We start from the raw sequence: 22800 nt of genomic DNA, 5'->3' as shown, positions 1-22800 counted from the left end.
GCCGCTTTAATTGACCGATCAGTATAAATGTAGAGAGAAGGGGAACAGGCATGATTAAAGCGTGCTTATTCGATCTGGATGGAACACTGCTTCCCATGGATACGGAAGCGTTTGTGAAAGTGTATTTGGGTGCCTTGGCCCCACAAGTAGCCCATGTCATTCCACCGGACAAGTTGGTGAAAATGATTTGGCACGCCACAGAAGAAATGATTAAAAACATTGATGAACAACTGACCAATGAGCAAGTATTCGAGCGGGCTTTTCTGGAAGTGTCCGGGGTGAGCAAAGAAGAGATTTGGCCTGTGTTTGACCGGTTTTATCGTGAAGAATTCCCAAAACTACAATCCCATGTCGGCCAGGAACCGCTCATGCGCGAAGTGGTGCAGGCCGCATTGGGACGGGGATACAAAGTGGCTGTGGCTACTAATCCGGTTTTCCCCAAAGAAGCAATTTGGGAACGGATGCGCTGGGCTGGGGTAGACGATTTGCCGTTTTCGCTTGTGACGGTGTATGAAGAGATGCACTTTTGCAAACCACAACCCTACTATTATCTGGAAGTGGCTAATTGTTTGGGTGTAGAACCGGAAGAATGCGTCATGATCGGCAATGATATGCAAGAGGATATGGTCGCTTCCACGGTGGGGATGAAAACCTTTTATCTACGACAACACCGCATCGACCGTGGCCAGCCCGTTTACCCTTTTGATATGGAAGGAACCGCCGCCGAGCTGTTGTCGGCGATTCGCGAGGGCAAAGGGTTGTTTGCCGCGGAGGCAATGAAGGTGAGATAACCATTAGTGAGTGTAGAAAAACCTTGGTTTTTGCACCAAGGTTTTTCTATCTTTTTCCTTTATTTTTTGATAAAATAGAAGTAACAACTTTCTATCTGTAGCATATATATGCTATAAATCTACTCGTTCACTCTCTATCATTCATTCTCTATCAAAATGAAAATCTTTTGAGCATTTTTATTCAGAAAAATCAAACACCTTGTTTGGTCGCTTGACCGAAGGAGAGGAGGCTTTCCATGGACATTCTTAAGCGCATTGCCGAGTATCGAAACCGTGAGAAAGAACTTCAATGGGAAGGAACCTTCGCCGAGTACCTGGATATCATAAAGAAAAATCCCCGAGTAGCTCAAACCGCGCATTCCCGCGTTTATAACATGATCGCCAAAGCCGGTATTGAAACCGACTCGCAAGGGAATAAAAAATACCTTTTCTTCAGCAAGGAATTATTCGGACTGGAGCGTGCCATTGAGCGCCTCGTCGAAGAATATTTCCACTCGGCCGCGCGCCGCTTAGACGTGCGCAAACGGATTCTGCTGTTGATGGGGCCTGTCAGCGGCGGAAAGTCTACCATTGTCACTTTGCTCAAAAAGGGGTTGGAAGAATACTCGCGCACCGATGAGGGCGCCCTTTACGGCATTAAGGGATGCCCGATGCATGAAGAACCGCTCAACCTGATACCGCGTGAACTTCGTCCGGAATTTGAACAAGAGTTTGGCGTCCGCATTGAAGGCAATCTGTGCCCTTCTTGCCGCTTCCGGTTGCAAGAGGAATATGGAGGCCGCATCGAAGATGTGATCATTGAGCGGGTACTCTTGTCTGAAGATGAGCGCGTCGGCATCGGCACATTTAGTCCCTCCGACCCAAAATCGCAAGACATCGCCGACTTGACCGGTAGCATCGATTTCTCCACCATCACCGAGTATGGTTCCGAATCCGACCCGCGCGCCTACCGGTTTGATGGAGAGCTGAACAAAGCCAACCGCGGACTGATGGAGTTCCAGGAGATGTTGAAGTGCGATGAGAAGTTTTTGTGGAATTTGCTTTCACTGACCCAAGAAGGGAACTTCAAAGCAGGCCGCTTCGCCTTGATCTCCGCCGATGAAGTGATTGTGGCCCATACCAATGAGACGGAGTACAAAGCCTTCATCGCCAACAAAAAGAACGAAGCGCTCCAATCACGGATCATTGTGATGCCGGTGCCATATAACTTAAGTGTCACTCAAGAAGAGAACATCTACAAAAAACTGATCCAGCAAAGCGATCTGGCCCACATCCACATCGCCCCACATTCGCTTAGAGCTGCGGCTATCTTCTCCGTCCTGACCCGCCTGAAAGAATCCAAGAAGCAAGGCGTCGACCTGCTCAAAAAGATGCGCCTCTATGATGGCGAATCGGTCGAAGGCATGGCCGATATCGATATCGAGGAACTGCGCAATGAGCATCTCGACGAAGGCATGGACGGAATCGACCCTCGCTATGTGATCAACCGTATCTCCAGCGCATTGATCAAGACAGAAGCCAACTTTGTCGGAGCATTAGATATTTTGCGCTCCCTCAAGGAAGGGCTAGATCAACACCCGTCCATCACCCCCGAACAACGCGAAAAATTCCTCAACTTCATTTCCATCGCCCGCAAAGAATATGATGAAATCGCCAAAAAAGAAGTGCAAAAAGCCTTTGTCTACTCCTATGAAGAATCGGCTAAAACCTTGATGGACAATTATCTCGACAATGTCGAAGCATATTGCAACTGGCAAAAGATCCGCGATCCGATCACTGGAGAGGAGCTGGAGCCAGATGAAAAGCTGATGCGCTCGATCGAAGAGCAAATCGGCATTTCTGAAAACGCCAAAAAAGCATTCCGCGAAGAGATTCTCATCCGCATTTCCGCTTATGCCCGCAAAGGCAAGCGTTTTGACTACAATACCCACCCTCGCCTGCGGGAAGCGATCCAGAAAAAGCTGTTTGCCGACTTGAAAGACGTAGTAAAAATCACTACCACCACCAAGACGCCAGATGAAAACCAATTGAAAAAAATCAATGAGGTGATCAATCGCCTGGTAGAGGATTACGGGTATACCCCGGCCAGCGCCAATGAGCTGCTTCGCTATGTAGGCAGCCTATTGAATCGCTAAGCTGGTGTTGCAAATGGCTCCCTTGTTGTCACCCAGACTCCATCCGGGAGGTGAAAGATATGTCACACCCCCATTTCAGCGTGTCAGAGGAAGACTGGTCGCTTCACCGCAAGGGTTATGAAGACCAACGACGCCACCAAGAGAAGGTGAAAGAAGCCATCCGTAAAAATCTGCCTGACCTGGTCAGCGAAGAAAGCATTATCATGTCCGACGGGCAACAAATTATCAAAATCCCCATCCGCTCCATGGAAGAATATCGCTTTCGCTACAACTACAACAAAGGTAAACACGTCGGCCAAGGCAATGGCGACAGCAAAGTTGGTGATGTATTGGGCAAAGATTCGCCGTCGGGCCAAGCCGGGCCAGGCAAAGGTCAAGGCGCTGGTGACCAAGCGGGCATGGATTATTATGAAGCAGAAATTTCCATCGCTGAGCTGGAAGGGATGCTCTTCGCCGAAATGGAGCTGCCCCACCTCGAGCGCAAAGAACAGCTAGAAATCACCACCGACGACATCCGGTTCAACGACGTCCGCAAAAAAGGCCTGATGGGCAACATCGACAAGCGCCGCACCTTACTCTCCGCCATCAAGCGAAATGCTATAACGGGTCGCAAAAAAATCCGCATCCATGACGACGACCTGCGGTTCAAAACGTGGGATGACGTCGTCGTACCCCACTCCAATGCTGTCGTCATCGCCATGATGGACACATCCGGCTCCATGGGCGTCTTTGAAAAATACATTGCCCGCAGCTTCTTTTTCTGGATGGTTCGTTTCCTCCGCACCAAATACGAAAACGTCGAGATCGTCTTCATCGCACACCACACCGAAGCCAAAATCGTGAGCGAAGAATCCTTTTTTACCAAAGGGGAAAGCGGGGGAACCATCTGTTCCTCCGCTTACCGCAAAGCCCTCGAAGTCATCGACAGCCACTATCCCCCAGACCGCTACAACATCTATCCCTTTCACTTCTCCGACGGGGATAACCTCAGCTCCGACAACGAACGGTGTGTCGGACTAGTCAAGGAAATCCTTAAACGATCCAATCTCTTTGGCTACGGAGAAGTAAACCAGTACAACCGCAACAGCACCTTGATGAGCGCTTACCGGCATGTAAAAGAAGATCGGTTCTCTTATTTTGTGATTAGAGAAAAAGCGCAAGTGTATGAGGCATTGAAGCATTTCTTTGGGAAGAAACAAGAGGGTTAAATTCGAGGAAACAGTTCAACTTTAGACTCATCAGCTTTTTTTCTAAGATAGGTCGCTTTCTCAAGTACAGACTTGAGGAGGCGATTTTTTTTAATGTCATCTGTTTCATGATAAGCAGATAACACATTTTTGATATTAGGGACGTATTCATTTCTTTCTTTTTGTATTTGCTTCTTCTGTGTGGATCTCATTTTGTAACTTTTCAATACGTTCTTGAGCATCTTGTATTTTTTGGCTGATAATTTGTTCTTGTTTTTAAATACTTCAACTGTATAGAATCTCTTATATTAAATAATGGGGTATCAATACCTTGGTTAGGAATTGGTCTATGGAAAGTTTATGAGGAAGAGGAAGTGGTGAATACAATAAAATCAGCAGTTCAATTTGGTTACCGTAGTATCGATACAGCAGCGAATTATAAAAATGAAGAAAGCGTGGGCAAAGCAATTAAAAAAGTAGATGTCTCACGCAATGAATTATTTATTACTACTAAAGTATGGAATACTCATCAAGGATACGAATCAACTCTAAATGCTTTTGAAGAGAGTCGCAAGAAATTGGATTTAGAATATATAGATTTATTTTTAATTCATTGGCCAGTTAAAGGAAAATATAAAGAAACGTGGAAAGCACTTGAAAAGCTATATAAAGAAGGTTTTGTGAGAGCAATTGGTGTGAGCAACTTTCAAGAACATCATTTGCAAGATTTATTGAAGGATTGTCAAGTGAAACCCATGGTTAATCAAGTAGAGTTTCACCCATATTTGACACAAAAAAAGTTTACATACTTTTTGCAGAGAGCATAATATTCAATTGGAAGCATGGAGTCCACTTATGAAGGGTAAAGTAGTAAATATTCCTCAAATTAAAACGCTAGCGAAGAAGTATAACAAAACTTGTGCGCAAATTGTATTACGCTGGAATATTCAACTTGGGGTTGTTACAATCCCAAAGTCAGTAAATAAAGATCAAATTAAAGAGAATGCTGATTTATTTGACTTTAATCTCGACCAAAACGATATTGATCTTTTAAATAACCTTAATAGAGATTATCGTATTGGTCCTGATCCTGATAACTTTGATTTATAACAATACTCAATACTTCGGAATAAAGAGAGTCTCTGCCTAGGAAAGATTAGTTGGGATTTATAAAACCCCATATTTTCTAATGGGAAAGATAGGTATAAAGCTTGGCTAATATTTTTGACCAATGCTTGATTTTCCATAAAAACAAATCACCTGTAATAAACACCCCTGGTGTTGGATGCATGTAAAAATTATGACAAGAGAGGTGAAGAAGATGGAACTGCTTGGATTGATTTACAGACGGGAGAAACTATTTTTCTTACATGGTCGAAAATGAATTATATTAGTCTTAGTCAAGATGAATCTAGTATTATTGTTGCGCAAATGGAGCTTTCTCCTGACCAAAAGCAGTTGGCGGTGTATGTATGGTATGATTGTAGTGCTTCTGCGATGTACCTCTTTCCAAATTTGCAATATAAACATCAACCTGTAGAAGAAAGGCCATTAAGTTATTATATTGGTGACAACATTTCCGATTTTTGTTATCATGCCGATTCCACCCGCATGGTCTGCTTTAAGACAATGAAACCGGGAGATTGGAAGTTGGATGAATATCGTGAGCACTTCACCCCCGGATGGCTAGGAGAGTTGATCGCCCAATCAACCACACATCAGGAAGAGTTGTGGCGGGTAACGATCGATGCTAGCTTGACCGGCTGGGAACGGGGAATTGTAGAGGGGAATTATGAACCGGATGGATATGGAGGAAAAGTGTTGGTTGGAGAAACGGAAGTAGTCTGCACGGCTCCGGGTGGTCAGTTACTATTTTTTGATATGGAAAGCGGCTCATTCAAGCGGAAGGTGAAAGTGAGCGGAGACTACATTTACGCCATTGGTTGGCACCGTGATGGGGATAAAATCCGGGTGGCGACAGATCAGGAACTGCAAGTGATTGAGTGGAAGTAATGTATACTTTGATGAAATAGAACAATCAATAGAGAAATCTTTGTGTTATATTTACATCGCATTGGCGTAAAAAAGCAACAATTCTCTACAAGAATTGTTGCTTTTCTTTATAATTTTGAAAAGTGGTTGTTACATGTAATTAAGATCATACAGTTAGCTGCTTTCAACAACATTTCGTTGCTTGAAAGGTGGAATTCAATTCACCGAGATCATGATCAACTTTCAGGTTCTACTGAATCGTAGTATGGCCAGTTTTCATTTTTAACAAAGATATCACCGGTGACAATATCAATACAAAGATCCCAAGTATAAGGAACCCTCAGTCGCAGATGAACTCGACTCCAAAAGTCCATTATTTTCAATTCATGTTCTTTGAATTGAGATAAGCATGTTTGAATCGATTCGGGATCCAGTTTTAGTTGGATGTCCGACAATCGAAGGATGGCAATATGTTCAGCATGTAGTTCGCGAAATTCATTCACTTCATCTACTGTGGCTTTAGCGATGACAGTACCATCTTGGGGATGGTTGTCATAAATGTTTCTTCCAACGATCATTATTTGTGATTCTCCTTGTGTTCATCTTGTTTTTAAACATTATATTATATAAAAGCGTGATGAAATATATTCTTTATGGTTATGGATTATTGGTAGTTGATTTTCGTTTAAAGTTGTTTTGCATTTAACCACTTTCAAAAGAAAGAGGATGGTGGTGGAGCTGTCACTCTGGGTAAAATCGCTTATGTAAATAAAAATAAAATAAAACACCGTCTTTTGTATTCTCCGCTCCGTATGGTACATTGTGAAGTTCAAGAATTTTTTTAGATATGGCCAGTCCGAGCCCCGTCCCCCCTTGAGCACGTTGGCGAGACGTATCACCTCGGTAGAAGCGGTCCCAAACTTTTTCCAACTGGGTCTCCGAGATTTGAACTCCTTTATTCTCAACACTCACTTTTACCAATTCGCCCTCTTCAACGGTTGCAATATAAATGCGCTCGCGCTCCGGTGTATATCGAATAGCATTTGTCATGAAATTGGTTATAACCTGCTCGATGCGGAGTTGGTTGGCGATGACCTCGACGGAGGCTAGCTGCAGGTGAACGTGGAGTTTCTTTTGCTTAATTTCAAGCGATAACTGCTCACAAACTTGTTCCAGCACTTTATCGATCTCAAAAACATCCATCCGCATCGAATACGTGCCTGATTCAAACTTGGCTAGCTCTAACATATCGACGATTAGCAGATCCATCTTGTCGATTTCCTTTTCCATCGCCTCGAAGTAATACTTTCTTTTATGATAGGCAACACCGTCCTTCAAGATAGAAATGCAACCCTTCATAACGCTGAGCGGTGTTTTCAGTTCATGCGAGACGCTTGAAATGAATTCCTTCCTCGTTTTCTCAAGCTGTTTCTCTTTTTCTATGTCCTGCTGCAACTTCTCAATATAGGAGTGCAATGTTCTCGATAGCCGGTTGATGTTTTGTGACAAGTCGCCGATTTCGTCAGCTGAGGTAATGGGCACCAATTCGGAAAAATCGAGTTTTGCGATTTTCTCAGTGGTTCCATTGATTTGTAGGAGTGGTTGGGCTATTTTCTTTGAATAATAAAACGAAACAAGTAAGATAAGCAGCATCGTAAGTCCAACCAGGTAACCATAATAATCCTTCAACATCTGTACCGCTTCATCAACAGGTTGCAACGAGGCCATCGAGAACACATACACGGTCGAACCGCGTCTATCTTGAATCGGATTAATGAACAGCCTATACTTCACATTATTTTGTGTCAAATCAATTGTACGCTTGAATGCCATGTGCGGTTTTTTCTCATCAAGTAGAAGTCTTGCCTGAAATTCCTTGATCTTCTCCATAAACAACGGGTTGGTGCTTGCGAGACTCGACGCATCGTTCCGATCAGGCAACTGGATTTTAGAGACCGTTCCGCTTAGTAGCGCAATCGAACCGTTCATATATTTATATTTGAGAGTGATATCGTCTATTTGTTTCAAAATCAGCTCGTTGCCCCAATAGATGCCACTGTTTTCGTCTTGAACTTTTATCGGAATGTATGCCGCTTTCTTTTTGATTGCCATAATTGCCACGCGCTTTCCTGCTTGGATAGGAGAAGTCTCATCAGCAGCCACTTTGGTATCAACAAGGTTATACAGCGAACTCCTGATGACCGTATTCGAGAGTTCTTGATTGTTTGGGGAACCTTCCAACTTAACTTCTATGAAAAAGTCAGTAGGGCTCTTCAAGTTTCCGTTGCTGTCGAGTGTGGTGATCCAGGTATTGTTCACCCGATAGAAATCTTGCTCCAGTTTTTGAAGGGCGGATGGATTGCCTTGGCTGTTCAAGTAAATCTTTTCAAATGATTTGATGCTGGCTTGAATATCATTCAGCTTGCGATTTGCATAGTATTGCTCGAAAAAAAAACGTTTGTCCCACATAAATGATTGCCAGGATCAGCATGCATAAGGCAGTTGTCAAAAGGAATAACTTCCATACGACGCCGATTCTCATACGTTACCCTCGAATTTATAGCCAATCCGAACAACGGTCGTAATTAGCTTCCCTTTGTCACCCAACTTATGCCGAACGTTCCGAATATGAGTGTTCACCGTACGATCGTCTCCCGCGTATTCGTAGCCCCAAATTTTCGTGATTAACTGTTCCCTTGTAATGACAATGCCTTGGTTAAGCATTAGATAGGTTAAGATTTCGTATTCAGTATACGTTAAGTTTATATTTACTCCGTCTACCGTGACTGTGCGTGAAGGAAAGTGAACATTTATGCCACAGCAGGACAGCGTGTCTTCGGACGATACGGCTTGACGCGTGCGACTGTTGAGCAAACGTTTTGCCCTGGCAAGTAACACAGGGGGGCTGTACGGCTTTGTCACATAATCGTCTGCACCGAGCTCGAAGCCAAGCAGTGTATCATCTTCGTCCACCCGAGCGGTCAGCATAATAATCGGGACATCGGATGTCTTCCGAATACGTCGGCAAACAGACCAACCATCAACTTCCGGTAGCATAATATCAAGAATAATCAAATGGATTTCGTGTTTTTGAAACAAATGCAATGCTTCTTTCCCGTTTTTAGCTTCTAGTACGAAATATCCCTCTTCCAAAAGGTAATCTTTTACAATTTCTCGTAAAATTTCTTCATCTTCTACGATTAAAATTCGTTTTAGCATTTTCTTTCTCCCATAAAATATTTGTGTATGATTTGCCAAGTTTATCGTAGACCATGATTCGCAATAAATATAGAGATAATTAGAGGCTATTTCAAAACGGTTTTTTGAATGTGAAAGTGGCGATGGTGAAGTGTAAATGCTTCTCATTCGCTTTTATGCTCCATAACAACTATATAAGCAAAACAAGGCACATTCTTCATAATCAAGAAAAGTGCCTTGTTTTGAGTCCGGCTTTTACTGAATTTTTCTATGACGACACTGGTACTATCTCTGTGGTCTCCCTTGCTTTATTCCCAAGCGCCTCTATGCTCAACAACTTGTTTTACTTTAAGTTCAATGCCACGAATTAGTTCATCGATCGGTGTGGGCGGTACTTTGCCATCCTTTTCTGCTTGCTGTTGTACTTTAACTTGGGCTTGTACAATGACATCAATTACTTGTTTCTCCGAAACATTTTTGGATGCTGCGACATCCAAGACAGATTTGCCCGAATCTAAAGCTTGTTTCAATGTAGCAGCATCCATTTGCAAAAGGGAAAACAATTGTGGATTATTTAAAAAGGCTGCACCCGGTCCATCAAAGATGAGATCTTGCGGCCCATCGTAGATGTCATTTGGTTGAGATGCTTTTTTATTCACATCGCCGGAATGTATGTCTTTTGCGATATGAACTGCTTTTTTAGCATGCACAGCTTGAACCGGTTGTTCGGAAAAAGCAAAGACACTTCCTGCTCCTGCAAGTAGTAATGTTGCTGAGAGGCCCATTACCGCCCAACGTTTTGTTTTCATTTGCATGGAAGATCACCAATCCTTTAACAGAGAATTGTTTGTTGCATATTGAATATAGGCCACACCAATCAAGATAAAATCAAAAGCGTATAAAGATAAAATAAAGAATGTAAGCTGGACTAAATCCTTAAAGAGTGCACCAGATAGGTTAAAGGATGGTTTGGTAAAAAGGGAAGGGGGATTGGAGCGATTGGATTTATCGGGGATTAACTCTCCTGGTTGTCGGTTGTCCATGCAACTTAGTCATCTCGACTCCTGTTTCGATTGTGACAGCAATCGGGAATGCAGCCCGCCATGGGGTATTAATCAAAGGTGGAATCCATCTTGAAGAAGCAGGTGTGTTGTCAACGATTGCCTTTGATAAAACGGGACGAAGATTGTAATAATAAAGATTTTTTTGAAATCTATTTTTGGTATACTGAATAAGATAAATCCAGATTTATTCTGGGTCGTAGGTGATTTAGATATTCGAGAAATCCATAGAGATAACAAGGCTTATCAAATGAGAGTGCATTTTGAATATAGTAATCATAGAGCTATTTTAAAAAGGAGTGACATTTTAGAAGTACTAAATGATACACAAACGATATATTGCGGAGCATTTTGAAATCGTTTTAAAGGATGTTTTGTTGTTAAAGGAATTAGCAAACTGTGGGCGTGTTGGCATTATTATTAGTGGTGGAAATGTTGATCCTTCTCTAGTAGCTAGTAGGATCTAAGTTAGCCAATAAATTTTTAGATTTTCCCAGAGTTGGGAAAGCTCCAACCGACTGTCGACGGTAGGGAGGGAATGTACATCTACTAAGATGAAGGTGGTGAAGCGGTGTTAGTTACCCGATTTCCCATATCCAATCTAATTATTGTTGATATGAAGGCAAGGCGTTGGGATGATTTTAAAAAGTATCATATCCACGATGACAGCAGTTATGGTGAAGGTGGAGGGATTTTATATGAACACAGTGCAAGTTGAAGAGGTAGATGATATATTAATGGATGTTGGATCAGAAGATGACGTACCACCATTATATTTATTAAGTAAAGAGAAAAACGGAGAGAAAATTTACCAAATATGTCCTGCTGATCATGAGAAAAGACCAATAGAAGTAGTTAAGAATGTGCTTACAAACTTCCTTATCCAAAAAAATAAATTTCCTATATATTTGTATCTTGAAGTTTATCCTGATTTGATGGATGAATTTAAACAAGAAAATATTAATTTTGAAGTAGTACACTTGGAGGACTTTAAAAAACGCGATTATGAAGGAGAACGATTTGTTGGTTTTTATCAGGTTTTGCGAATAAAAATTGATAATGAGTCTGTCCTTCGACATGTTATTAATAGAACTTACAATTTGGCTACTATTAATTTCCTTTACCAATTATCATATGATAAGCATTTAGATTTTAAAGTGTATAAATCTCCTGTTGATGCGGTTGTGCCGATTTATCATATGCTAGAATCCAGTTCATATATTATCGCTGGTTACGATGGTCTATATTTAGAGTTAATTACCAATGAGCCGGAGTTTATGGGATTGAATCAATTAGCTAAGTTTTTATCTACGATTGTGAATGTAAGATAATAACATCGCTGATGTGGATGAAGACCTGAACCCGCCTCTCTAAGCAGAGAAGCTTAGGGAGGCGGGTTTTTGTTATGTAACAATCCCTGGCGTCTCCTTTCTTTTTGGCGGTAAGGTGATTGTTACATGGGTTCCACGATTCACTTGGTTGCTAATCTCGATTTTCCCCCCATGTAATTCAATCAATTGTTTGGCGATGGCCATGCCCAGTCCGGTTCCCCTCTTGGAGCGCTTCGTGCGTGTTCCTTGATAATAGCGTTGAAATAATCTTGAAACGGTTTGTTCGTCCATGCCGCACCCTTGGTCGATCAACTCGATTTTTAAGGCAGATGTAGTGTTTGGTGTGGGTGATGTCGTTTCTTGAAGCTTGACGGTGATGGGAGTATTTTTTGGAGACGGCGGAAAAATAGATTTTAAAATATTTATGTATTTATAAATTGATATTCTTGTTGAAAGTGGTTATGCAACTGCTTTTATCGGGAATATGGCAAACAAAGTGGAATCATCGAGGTGGTAAACCAGGATTGCAAACAACAGGGAAAAGCATGTTGTAAATGCCGAAAACCTTCAATCATGCAACAAGAATGCCTAACGAGGAGAGGGTTAAGTGAGTAACGATCAATTTAAGCGATTGGACCCCAAAATGGTGGCGGCTAAAAAGCAAGAAGGAGTCGTCTCTTTGTTTGTATATGGATTGATTTGCCTTGCATTGCTTTATTGCACGTTCCAGTGGAATTGGCCGATGTGGATCTTCGTTGTTGCAACATGTTTGTCCATCGTTTCTGCACCGTTTGATATTTATTTTGTGCCGAGGTGGACATATCAGCGTTGGAGGTACTGTATCAGCGAAACAAGTATCCAAATCGAAAAAGGAATCTTTATTAAACGGAAAATATTAATTCCCATGGGGAAAATTCAACATGTCGATGCAAAACAAGGGCCTATTTTAAAAAAGTATGGCTTGTCCACCGTGATCTTATCGACAGCCGCAGGCAGTCATGAAATTCCGGGACTAGCGGAAGAAACCGCCGATTCTATCCGTAAAGAGATCGAAAAGCATGCGAGGTTAGACGATGAACAAGTGTGAAAAGTTAGCGAAGCACCGTCTCCATCCTGTTTCTATGCTCTATTTTATGGTTACTGTTGTGAAGGAGTCTTTCTCATTTATTTGGGTGTTTCCGCTAATCGTTCTATATGTGCAGCAACACATCAATGAACAAATTTCCCCATTAACCATCGGGATTGTTTCCGTTACGGTTCTGCTGATGTTGTTTTTAATTGTTGTTGTTTTAAGATGGCGGTCATTTACTTACGAAATTCATGAACAGGCGATATATATTGAATCGGGATTGTTTGTAACGAAGAAAAGATGGGTGACACCAGATCGCATTCAATCCATCGATTCTACCGTTCGCGTGTATGACCATTTCTTTTCCACGCGAACGTTAACCATTGAACTCGCCGGAGGAGAGGAGTCCAGCATCACTCTCAGTTGCATCTCCAGAGAAGAAGAAAAGCGCATCCGTGGGGTTTTGGGAGCGCAAGCCGGAGACAAGCCCGCTGATCCGTTTGGAGAGTCCGTGATTCGGCTGTCTAAGAATGACCTGATTTTGCACAGCCTTCTCTCCCCTCGATTCGGGGCTGTGTTTACACTCCTATCCGTCGGGTTTTTCAAGTATTTGGATGTGACGGAAGAAGCGGATCGCAACCTTTTGATTCATTATTTATCTAGTTGGTTTGGTGAAAACTGGATCATCCTGACGCTTGTCATTTTGTTGTTTTTATCATTCGCCATTTCTTTGCTGACGACTTTTACAAGTGATTATGATTTCACGTTGCATAAGAATGACAAAGGCGAGCTTGAAATCACGCAAGGGCTGTTTGAAAAGAAAAAGCGGACGATTGCCCAAGACCGTATTCAGGCCCTGTGGATCATTGAGCGGCCATTGCCTCGCCTCTTGGGGTATGTGTCAATCGAAGCGGTTGTTATTCGCAATGGACATGATAAAGAAACGCAAAAAAATATCACCCTCCTTCCCTTTGTTCAAAAGGATACGGCTCTGTCTATGCTAGAACCTTTAACGGGATATCAGATGGATAGTCACTTGCACCGTCTTACAAAGAAAGCGAAGTTTGCTTACATGGGGATTCCATTTATCCTGGGATGCCTTCTTTCCATTCCTGTCTGGTTGTTTGTACCAGGCCTGTATCATTATGCGGCTCCGCTAATCCCGCTGGGATTGTTCTTTCTTGGATGGATGGAATACCGTAAGATCGGTTGGAATCAAAGTGAGAACTTTTTAACCTTGCAATATGGAAAGGTGACCCGCAAAACGGCGTTGATTAAACGTGGGCGCGTACAATGGGCATCCCTGCGCCAAACAGCGCTACAAGCAAAAAAACACTTGGCATCTGTGCGGGTCGCGGTGGCCTCTGGGAAAATGAAGGTGAGCATGGGATTGCGTCACATCCCCCTGGCAGAAGCGGAAAGGATTTATCGATATACGCTCAAACCAAAGAGAGAAACCAACATAACCAGTGTGGATCAGAGTGCGTCACGCGAGGCAAACAGATGATAGCATTTCGCTTCTAAAAGGGATTGTTACTAAAGGGCAATTCGGGTATGTCACAGCATATGGCGATTTGATTAGGAAAGTCTACTGCTTTGTAGGCTTTCTATTTTTGTGTCTGCTGGATTATTGAGATTAACAGCATCAAATGACGATGGTTTTCCCCGGTTGTTGGGCTGTCATGCTTCGGTTTGTTGGCTTCTTTCGAAAAACGCAAATGACCTGAATGCCGTGAAGGGAAAATTGTATGATTCATTGCTTTTTTGCCCAATATAATAATGAATCTGAGGATAAAAGAGGATGGCTGGATGAGAGAGCGAGTTTTTTATATTTTGATGATGATCTCCGTAGTGGGGGTGTGGATTTGGTCTGCGATTCAGCCGGCTGATCGCAAGCTATGGTTTTATGAAATGATTCCGGCTGTGTTGTTGCTGTTGGCACTCATTTTTACTTATCGATCATTCCCCTTTACTCCATTAACTTATTTTTTCGCTTGGGTCGGCATGATCGTGATGCTGATCGGGGCGCATTATACATATGGTGGCATGCCTTTGTTTGACATGTTGAAAGATGCCTGTGGTTTTTCGAGGAATCATTTTGATCGGGTGGGGCATTTCTTGCAAGGGGTGTTGCCCTCCCTTTTCTTCAGGGAAATCCTGATTAGAAGAAACCTGGTTCACAGGAGTTGGGTCTGGTTTTTTGTAATCAGCATCAGTACGTTTTTTAGTGCAGGATACGAGATATTCGAATTTCTCTATGGACGGTTGATGGGCGAAAACATGGAAGACTTTTTGGGAACGCAAGGGGACCAGTGGGATTCGCATTGGGACATCATCTCTGCCATGTTGGGCTCTACATTTGTTTTAGTATTATTGAGCGGGTGGCAGGATCGTCTCATTCAAAAAGAAAAACAGATGAAAAAGCATACACACCAGATAACACCAAACCGATAATGAAGTATTGTGCAATAGGAGTAGCGATGTCAACGCGCGCCTCTAGATGAAAATAAATGAAGGGTTCGCCCTCTCCAAAAACGCAGATTCAAAAATCGGCTTCGACCATTTTGTCAACCAGCGCAAGCGCCTTCTTAAACATAAGAAGGCGCTTTTTTGAGGTTATTCACCTATTTGGATGATTGCATACATCCAAAACAGCATTTTTTACCCATTTTTGGTGGAGAAATTAAAAGGCATGCTGGATAAGTGGTATATGCTTTGATGTTACATAACACTTTCTAAACCATTTGATTTTCTTTATCATTGAGTATGATGTCCTGATATGGCGTTGCCTTGATCATGATGAATCAATTTGTATAAGGAGTCGTGTTCATGAAGCGCAAACTGTTTATAGCCATCTTGTGTTTCATTGCAGTGATGTGGGTACTTCATACTCTGTCCAAAAATTTTATGGTTGACCCGTCGTTTCATTCTTTCTTAGCTAAAAAAGATGTCGCTTTGACCAATCAAGAAATCTGGATCTTGATGATCCGGGCTCATATCCTGCTCGCTCTGGTAGCCTTGATTACGGGGCCGGTCGGGTTGAGCAAACGGATTCGTGTCAAGTTTGCGCCCGTTCACACGTGGAGCGGGAGAATCTATGTCTTATCCATTCTGTTGAATTTCTTTCCAAGCATATATGTGTCTTTCTTTGCTTCGGGTGGCATGCCCAGCACGATCGGCTTTCTATTGCTAAACACTCTTTGGATAGTAAGCACCGTGCTTGGATACACATCGATCAGAAAGAAGAACATGGTTCAACATACCAAGTGGATCATTCGCAGCTTATTTCTTTCCTTCGCCAATATGACCATTTATATGATTGTGGCTATCACGCATCATGGTTTTAAGCTTGAATATGGGTTGGCTTATTCGATTGCCGTTTGGCTGAGTTGGATGGTCAATTTGCTCATTGCTGAATGGACAATCAGGAGAAAATTGATTTATTAATATGTGCAGATGCAAAGAAACCGACTCCTGTCTTACAGGTTAGTCGGTTTCCTTGCGTTATGGCTCCAATGGATATTGGGTTACTCCTGCTTCCTAAAAGGCGCCTGACTTCATTGTCGGGCGCCTTTTTTTGCTTTCTTTCCATGACCTTCATCTTCATAAGAATCTCATATTTTTGTTTTAAGATGTTTTCATGAATATATACAGTGGTGATAATGATGCCAAAGGGGGAACTGTCAGATGAAACGACTCACTCTCATGTCTGTTCAATTGCTGATGGGTATGGCTGTCGTTTTGACGGCTTGCAATAATGGAAACCATACTGACAACATGCAAGGAATGGATCACAGCAAGATGGGACATGGAAGTAGCGGAGCGACGGAGCAAGTAACGCAAAATCTCCTTACGCTAAACACGAAAAATGTAACACGGGTCAACCATGACGATCCTGTCAAAGTGGCTGTAACAACCTCGCAAACCGTATGGCCGGCGACCATGGATCAGAATCGGCCAAGTACCGTGATTTTGGGATTGAAAGGGGACTGGAATGTTAATTTGCCTTCTGTCACCTTAATCCATCATCCTAACAACGGTCCGTTGCTCTATGCTGAGAAAGACCGCATCCCGGCCGATACGATGAAAGAGATTCAAAGATTAAAGCCATTGGGAAGCCCAGCAAATGGCGGCGTTCAGGTGATATTGATTGGTGATTTCGCTGCCAATGTAAAGCAGGAGTTGGTGGAAAAAGGGTTTAAGGTGGATAGCATTGCCGGGAATGAGCCGGCGCAAATGGCGAACAAACTAGATGCATATTACGCCAAAGCAAGTGGCGGCAAGCTCCCTGAAGGTGTGATTGTCGGATCATTGGACGCACCGCAATACACCTTGCCCGCGGCCAACTGGATCGCACACATGCCGGAACCCCTCCTTTATGTGAAGAAAGACAGCATTCCCAATCCGACGGTCGATGCATTGAAGAAAAGAGCGGGGAAAGCTAACATTTACATATTGGGGCCAGAACAAGTCATATCCAAAGCGGTGGAAGAGCAATTAAAAGAATACGGAAAAGTGATTCGTATCAGCGGGGCTAACCCTGAAGAGAATGCGATTGCGTTTGCCCAATATAAAGACCAGGACACGGGCTTTGGTTGGGGTGTGACGGAGCCTGGTCATGGATTCACATTTAATCGAGCTAACCGTGTGGATGCGGCCATTCCCACAGCTGCTTTTGCCCATCTGGGGAAACATGCTCCGATGCTGATATTGGATGGAGAAGGTCTTTCAAATAAACTACACGAATATCTCATGCAGCTGCAACCCAAATTTAAGGATGATCCCACCGTGGGTCCGTACAACCATGGCTACGTGATTGGTACGGGCAAAACGATTTCTTTTGTCACACAAGGAATGATTGATCAAATGCTTGAAATTACATCTGAGGACGAAGGCGGCCATGGCGGCCATCACTGAAGCGATTAGTGGATGAAGTGAAGAAGAGTTTATTTAAAACAGTGGCCCGGAGCTGATGGTAGAATCCCTTTCGCTCCAGGGCCGTTTTTGCGAGAAGCCGATCCGCTACCGAATGCAAAAAAAGAGATGGGGAATCAGGAAATGAGAAAAATTTTGATTGTGGATGATGAGGAAAAGATACGCGAAGTGTTGGTTTCCTACCTTGAAAAGGAAGGTTACGCGACGCTGGAGGCGGCAAACGGGACCGAGGCGCTAAAGTTGTTTAATGAAGAAGCGCCAGATTTGGTGATTCTGGACCTGATGTTGCCGGATGTTTCAGGGGAAGCGGTCTGCCAGCGCATCCGCGGGCAATCGCCTGTTCCGATCTTGATGTTGACGGCGAAAATCTCGGAAGGGAGCAGGATTGAGGGTTTTGCTTTAGGTGCTGATGATTACGTGATTAAGCCGTTTAGTCCCCGGGAAGTAGTGGCCCGCCTAAAAGCCATCTTGCGCCGTTCGCATCAGGATTTGTTGGCTTCGCGCATCTCTTACCGGGACGGGGAGTTGATGATAGACACGGATAGGAAAGAAGTATTTATAAGAGGAGAGGCGGTTTCTTTAACACCAGCTGAGTTTAAGTTGTTGTTGATCCTTGCCCGTCATCCCGACCGCTCCTTTTCCCGTGAGGAGTTGATTGAAAAAGCGTTTGGCATGAGTTATATGGGCGATGACCGCATCATTGATCAGCATGTCAAAAACCTGAGACAAAAAATTGAGCCCAACCCTAAAAAGCCACAGTATATTATGACCGTGTATGGATTTGGTTACCGGTTTGCGTCGAAGGGGTGAGTAAATGTGAAAAAGCGCTTAGCGTGGGCCTTTGTTTGGGTGGCGTCTGGAATGATCTGTTTGTCTGCTGCCATATTCATCATGGGTATGCATTATCATTTGTCCATGTTTTTAAAAGAGATTCCGTTGCCCAACCCGCAAGTGATCAATTTAAGCCATCATTTCGAACAGGCCTTGATTCAATCGATTGTGTGGACGTCGGTGGGCACGATCATCTTGGCTGTAGTGATCAGTTTTTATGTCGCCCAAAAGATTGCTTCCCCCTTGATTGAAATGAGAAAGGCGGCGGAGAAAATCACTCAGGGAGATTTGGAGATGCGGGTCCATTTGGAAGGCAAAGACGAATTGTCAGAGTTGGGACAAGCATTGAATCATTTGACGGAGGAACTGAAAAAACAAGAAGCATTAAGGCGCATGCTGACCTCGGACATCGCGCATGAGCTACGCACGCCACTTGCGACTCTGAAGAGCCACATGGAAGCATTTGAGGATGGCATCTGGGAACCGACGCCGGAACGAATTCGGTCTTGCCACGAAGAATTGGAGCGATTGATTCATCTGGTTGGGGATTTGGAGCAATTAACCAATGTGGAATCACCCGGATTCACATTGCGCAAAAAAAGAGAGTGCTTGGGAGAGATTGTCGAGCAAAGTATGAAAGCGATGGAAACCGCATTTCGGACAAAGAACATTCAATTGAAGAAGGTAATTTCGACTGAGATCCCCGTATGTGTCGATCGGAACCGGATCATGCAAATATTGATCAACTTGTTGTCCAATGCTTTGAAATTCACACCACCAGGCGGAACGGTTTCCATCGAGGTGAAAGAAGAGGACGGCAAAGCATACATCATTGTGAAAGACACAGGTGTGGGAATTCCCGCTTCAGAGACGGCAAAAGTGTTTGAGCGGTTTTATCGCGTGGACAAGTCGCGTAGCCGAAAGTCGGGTGGTAGCGGGCTTGGCCTTACGATCGTGAAAAAGCTGGTCGAAGCGCATGAAGGGACGGTAGAAATCCAAAGTAACCTAAATGAAGGAACGCGTGTGGTAATCATGTTGAACAAGGAGAAGCCTGCTGATTGTAAACAGGAAGGGCATGGACAACATACGAATTGAACAACACGCCTTTACATACCTTATGGGGGTATAGTATATTGAAGGTGAGCAGAGAACACGCAATGAATCGTACCCGATTTGACCTAGTGAAATCTAGTTGCAAGAAACAGTGTGGGGAGCATTCTGCTTGAATTCATGTGTAAAGTTGCGTAGTAGACCGGTAGGATGGAGACACTAACGTTATCGATGAGATAAAAGGAGAGAAGCAAAATGAAAAAAGTTGAATTGCGGGTAGAAGGCATGTCTTGCGGCCATTGCGTCAATGCGATTGAAGGCGCATTGAAGAAACTGCATGCGCATGCCGTGGTTGATCTGGCCAGCAAGACCGTCACTGTGGAATTTGATGAGAATGACCTAAGCGTGGATCGGATTAAAGAGGCGATTGAGGAGCAAGGATACGATGTGATGTAACGCCTCTTATTGGAGGGCTCATTTTTTTAGGCTCCAATATACCCCATAGCGGTATGTTGGAGCCGCGAAAGGGGATTGGAGCATGTCCACTAGACAAGCGAACATACGGATATCTGGCATGACGTGCGCTGCTTGCGCCAATCGGATCGAAAAAGTCCTGAAACGAATGGATGGGGTGACTGAAGCCAATGTGAATTTCACTTTGGAGAAGGCCACTGTTTCTTATGATCCGGAGCTTGTCAGCCTCTTGGCATTGGAAGAAAAGATTGCGTCCCTGGGTTTTGAGACAGTGAAGGAAACGGTTGAACTTGAGTTAAGCGGCATGACGTGCGCCGCTTGTGCGAATCGGATCGAAAAGGGATTAAACAAAGTGCCTGGCGTAACCAAAGCAACGGTAAATTTCGCTTTGGAAACGGCCAAAATCGAGTATCAACCCGATGAGGCAAATGTGCAAGACTTCATCGATAAAGTAGAACAATTGGGTTACCGAGCGAAGGTCAAAGATGAAGGCAATCAAGAGGATCAACGGCAAAAAGAAATCCAAAAACAGCAACGAAAGTTTTTATTCTCAGTCATTCTTTCTTTTCCGTTATTGTGGGCGATGGTGAGCCACTTTACGTTCACTTCTTGGATTTGGTTGCCCGATCTGTTTATGAATCCATGGTTTCAGCTTGCTCTAGCCACACCGGTACAATTCATTATCGGCGGACATTTCTATGTTGGTGCGTATAAAGCGTTGCGAAACAAAAGCGCCAACATGGACGTGTTGGTGGCACTCGGCACGTCGGTTGCTTATTTTTACAGCATCTATCTAACGGTTCAATCGATAGGGCACAGCACTCATCAGATGGAATTGTACTATGAAACTAGCGCAATCCTTATCACGCTGATCATCCTTGGTAAACTGTTTGAAGCACGAGCCAAAGGTCGCTCTTCCGAAGCGATCAAGAAGCTCATGGGATTGCAAGCGAAGACGGCGTTGGTGATCCGTGACGGCAAAGAGGAAAGCGTTTCGATAGAACAAGTGAGAGTCGGGGATCTGCTGATTGTCAAGCCGGGAGAGAAAATTCCGGTTGATGGGGAAGTAGTTGATGGCTTATCAGCCGTTGACGAATCTATGTTGACAGGGGAAAGCATCCCCGTAGAAAAACGAATCGGAGATTCCGTGATCGGTGCCACGATCAACAAGCATGGGCGCTTGGTCGTGAAGGCGACCCGGGTGGGGAAGGACACGTCATTAGCGCAAATCATCAGAGTGGTAGAAGAAGCACAAGGATCAAAAGCGCCGATCCAAAGGGTGGCGGACCGGATTTCGGGGGTGTTTGTGCCGATTGTGGTTGCGATAGCTACCGTTGCGTTTCTGGTGTGGTTTTTGCTTGTCGATCCGGGGCAATTCGCAAATGCTCTTGAAAAAGCGATTGCTGTGCTGGTGATCGCTTGCCCCTGCGCCTTGGGCTTAGCCACGCCTACCTCGATCATGGCAGGTTCCGGACGGGCAGCAGAACTGGGTGTTTTGTTCAAAGGCGGGGAACATCTCGAAATGACCCAGCAAATCGATACGGTTGTTCTTGATAAAACAGGGACGATCACGATGGGCAAGCCGCAACTGACAGATGTGATTCTGGCTGAAGGAATGGACGAAACGGAATTTCTAGCCTTGGTTGGGGCCACAGAGAAACATTCTGAGCATCCACTGGCGGAGGCGATTGTGGAAGGGATTCAAGAGAAGGGAATCTCTATTGCACGTGCGGAAGCATTTGAAGCGCTCCCCGGCTTTGGGGTACGTGCAACAGTTCAAGGCAAGGAAGTTTTGATCGGAACAAGGAAGTTGATGGCAAAACATCAAGTAGATGTAGAAGAGATTTCACCCCGGATGTCTCAGCTTGAAACCGCCGGAAAAACAGCCATGCTGGTCGCTGTTGACAAGCGGTATGCCGGTTTGCTGGCTGTCGCTGACACGGTGAAAGCGACCTCCAAAGAAGCTATTCGCCGTTTAAAAGACTTGGGAGCCGAAGTGATCATGATCACTGGGGATAATCAGCGGACGGCGCAAGCCATTGGTGAGGAAGTAGGAGTTGACCGGGTCTTGGCTGAGGTATTGCCTGAGGGGAAAGCTGAAGAAGTGAAAAAGCTACAACAAAGCGGAAGAAAAGTGGCCATGGTCGGAGATGGGATTAATGATGCACCAGCTCTTGCCGTGGCAGATATCGGCATGGCGATGGGGACAGGTACGGATGTGGCCATGGAAGCAGCTGACATCACGCTGATCCGCGGCGATTTAAACAGTGTCGCCGACGCCATGTTAATGAGCAGGAAAACGATGAGAAACATTAAACAAAACCTATTCTGGGCCTTTGCTTACAATGTGATCGGCATCCCTGTGGCCGCGCTCGGGTTCCTCGCACCTTGGGTTGCCGGTGCTGCCATGGCGCTTAGTTCTGTCTCGGTTGTGTTAAATGCATTGCGGTTGCAAAGAGTGAAGTTATAAAGCATAAAAAAACCAACAAGCGTCTAGCTTGTTGGTGAGGCTGCTGACAAACTGCCTTGAAAGGCAGGGTCAGCAGCCTTTTTTGTCGAATCAATAAAAAACACTCTATAAGGAGTTTTTTCTATGTTTAGAACAAACCCGAGTAAAGAACATCAACCAGAACTAGTTAACATAGAAGAATTAGTTCCACGAGATCACTTGTTACGGAAAATTAATGAAACGATCGACTTCTCCTTCATTGCTGAGAAATGTAAAGAATTATACTGCCAAGATAAT

General features: G+C 44.0%; 19 protein-coding genes and 3 pseudogenes. 17 read left to right on the top strand and 5 right to left on the bottom strand.

The window, feature by feature from the left end; translation table 11 throughout:
* Positions 1-50: 50 nt before the first annotated feature.
* The 5 genes and pseudogenes from CLV36_RS09520 to CLV36_RS16985 all read left to right on the top strand — a co-directional run bounded on the left by CLV36_RS09520 (position 51) and on the right by CLV36_RS16985 (position 6126).
* Entirely contained in the window at positions 51-791 is a 741-nt protein-coding gene (locus tag CLV36_RS09520) for an HAD family hydrolase (RefSeq protein ID WP_106342527.1), read from the top strand.
* Between the two features lie 236 nt (positions 792-1027).
* The gene (locus CLV36_RS09515) at positions 1028-2926 is read left to right on the top strand and encodes a PrkA family serine protein kinase (RefSeq protein ID WP_106342526.1); all 1899 of its coding nucleotides are present in this window, start codon (positions 1028-1030) and stop codon (positions 2924-2926) included.
* A 59-nt stretch (positions 2927-2985) separates the two neighbouring features.
* Positions 2986-4134, top strand: a complete 1149-nt coding sequence (gene yhbH, locus CLV36_RS09510; protein WP_106342525.1) for a sporulation protein YhbH — start codon at positions 2986-2988, stop codon at positions 4132-4134.
* A 272-nt stretch (positions 4135-4406) separates the two neighbouring features.
* A pseudogene (locus CLV36_RS09500) lies at positions 4407-5223 on the top strand (aldo/keto reductase).
* Positions 5224-5763: 540 nt separating this feature from the next.
* The gene (locus tag CLV36_RS16985; RefSeq protein WP_146130621.1) at positions 5764-6126 is read left to right on the top strand and encodes a hypothetical protein; all 363 of its coding nucleotides are present in this window, start codon (positions 5764-5766) and stop codon (positions 6124-6126) included.
* Positions 6127-6341: 215 nt separating this feature from the next.
* Here the strand turns inward: CLV36_RS16985 and CLV36_RS09490 are convergent, their stop codons facing one another.
* The 4 genes and pseudogenes from CLV36_RS09490 to CLV36_RS09475 form a co-directional block, all read right to left on the bottom strand.
* Positions 6342-6683 (bottom strand): hypothetical protein, encoded by a 342-nt coding sequence (locus CLV36_RS09490; protein WP_106342523.1) that lies wholly within the window; start codon positions 6681-6683, stop codon positions 6342-6344.
* Positions 6684-6846: 163 nt separating this feature from the next.
* Positions 6847-8647 (bottom strand): annotated as a pseudogene (locus tag CLV36_RS09485) (sensor histidine kinase).
* On the bottom strand, positions 8644-9324 hold the full coding sequence (locus tag CLV36_RS09480; RefSeq protein ID WP_106342522.1) for a response regulator transcription factor: 681 nt from the start codon (positions 9322-9324) through the stop codon (positions 8644-8646). The pseudogene CLV36_RS09485 and the gene CLV36_RS09480 overlap by 4 nt, the downstream one beginning before the upstream one ends.
* 287 nt (positions 9325-9611) lie before the next feature.
* Entirely contained in the window at positions 9612-10118 is a 507-nt protein-coding gene (locus CLV36_RS09475) for a hypothetical protein (protein ID WP_106342521.1), read from the bottom strand.
* Between the two features lie 170 nt (positions 10119-10288).
* Between CLV36_RS09475 and CLV36_RS09470 the strand changes: the two are divergent.
* Positions 10289-10483 (top strand): annotated as a pseudogene (locus tag CLV36_RS09470) (hypothetical protein); the annotation flags it as partial.
* Positions 10484-11062: 579 nt separating this feature from the next.
* Positions 11063-11695, top strand: coding sequence for a hypothetical protein (locus tag CLV36_RS09465; RefSeq protein WP_106342520.1), 633 nt, complete (start codon positions 11063-11065; stop codon positions 11693-11695).
* Between the two features lie 72 nt (positions 11696-11767).
* Here the strand turns inward: CLV36_RS09465 and CLV36_RS09460 are convergent, their stop codons facing one another.
* Positions 11768-12103: a sensor histidine kinase gene (locus tag CLV36_RS09460; protein ID WP_281257252.1), complete on the bottom strand. Its 336-nt coding sequence runs from the start codon at positions 12101-12103 to the stop codon at positions 11768-11770.
* 199 nt (positions 12104-12302) lie between these two features.
* Here CLV36_RS09460 and CLV36_RS09455 point away from each other — a divergent pair, with 199 nt between their 5' ends.
* The 10 genes from CLV36_RS09455 to CLV36_RS17660 all read left to right on the top strand — a co-directional run.
* On the top strand, positions 12303-12782 hold the full coding sequence (locus CLV36_RS09455; protein ID WP_106342518.1) for a PH domain-containing protein: 480 nt from the start codon (positions 12303-12305) through the stop codon (positions 12780-12782).
* The gene (locus CLV36_RS09450) at positions 12769-14271 is read left to right on the top strand and encodes a PH domain-containing protein (RefSeq protein WP_106342517.1); all 1503 of its coding nucleotides are present in this window, start codon (positions 12769-12771) and stop codon (positions 14269-14271) included. Before CLV36_RS09455 ends, CLV36_RS09450 begins: the two co-directional genes overlap by 14 nt.
* Positions 14272-14573: 302 nt before the next feature.
* Positions 14574-15218 (top strand): DUF2238 domain-containing protein, encoded by a 645-nt coding sequence (locus CLV36_RS09445; protein ID WP_181352961.1) that lies wholly within the window; start codon positions 14574-14576, stop codon positions 15216-15218.
* A 375-nt stretch (positions 15219-15593) separates the two neighbouring features.
* Positions 15594-16211 (top strand): DUF2306 domain-containing protein, encoded by a 618-nt coding sequence (locus CLV36_RS09440; RefSeq protein ID WP_106342515.1) that lies wholly within the window; start codon positions 15594-15596, stop codon positions 16209-16211.
* Between the two features lie 240 nt (positions 16212-16451).
* On the top strand, positions 16452-17681 hold the full coding sequence (locus CLV36_RS09435; protein ID WP_106342514.1) for a cell wall-binding repeat-containing protein: 1230 nt from the start codon (positions 16452-16454) through the stop codon (positions 17679-17681).
* A 141-nt stretch (positions 17682-17822) separates the two neighbouring features.
* Positions 17823-18509 (top strand): response regulator transcription factor, encoded by a 687-nt coding sequence (locus tag CLV36_RS09430; RefSeq protein WP_106342513.1) that lies wholly within the window; start codon positions 17823-17825, stop codon positions 18507-18509.
* Positions 18510-18515: 6 nt separating this feature from the next.
* Entirely contained in the window at positions 18516-19625 is a 1110-nt protein-coding gene (locus CLV36_RS09425) for a sensor histidine kinase (RefSeq protein ID WP_245888335.1), read from the top strand.
* A gap of 210 nt (positions 19626-19835) precedes the next feature.
* A complete protein-coding gene (locus CLV36_RS09420) occupies positions 19836-20036 on the top strand; it encodes a copper ion binding protein (RefSeq protein WP_106342512.1) in 201 nt (66 codons plus the stop codon).
* An 82-nt stretch (positions 20037-20118) separates the two neighbouring features.
* Positions 20119-22524 carry a heavy metal translocating P-type ATPase gene (locus CLV36_RS09415; protein WP_106342511.1) on the top strand — a complete coding sequence of 802 codons (2406 nt, stop codon included), beginning with the start codon at positions 20119-20121 and terminating at the stop codon, positions 22522-22524.
* 123 nt (positions 22525-22647) lie between these two features.
* Positions 22648-22800: transposase (locus tag CLV36_RS17660; RefSeq protein WP_483868525.1), on the top strand; the 153-nt coding region annotated here is incomplete at its 3' end.

The sequence above is a fragment of the Laceyella sediminis genome, assembly GCF_003003125.1.
Classification (GTDB): domain Bacteria; phylum Bacillota; class Bacilli; order Thermoactinomycetales; family Thermoactinomycetaceae; genus Laceyella; species Laceyella tengchongensis.
Note: the sequence above shows the minus strand (reverse complement) of the source record. Positions and strands in the feature narration are given on the sequence as shown.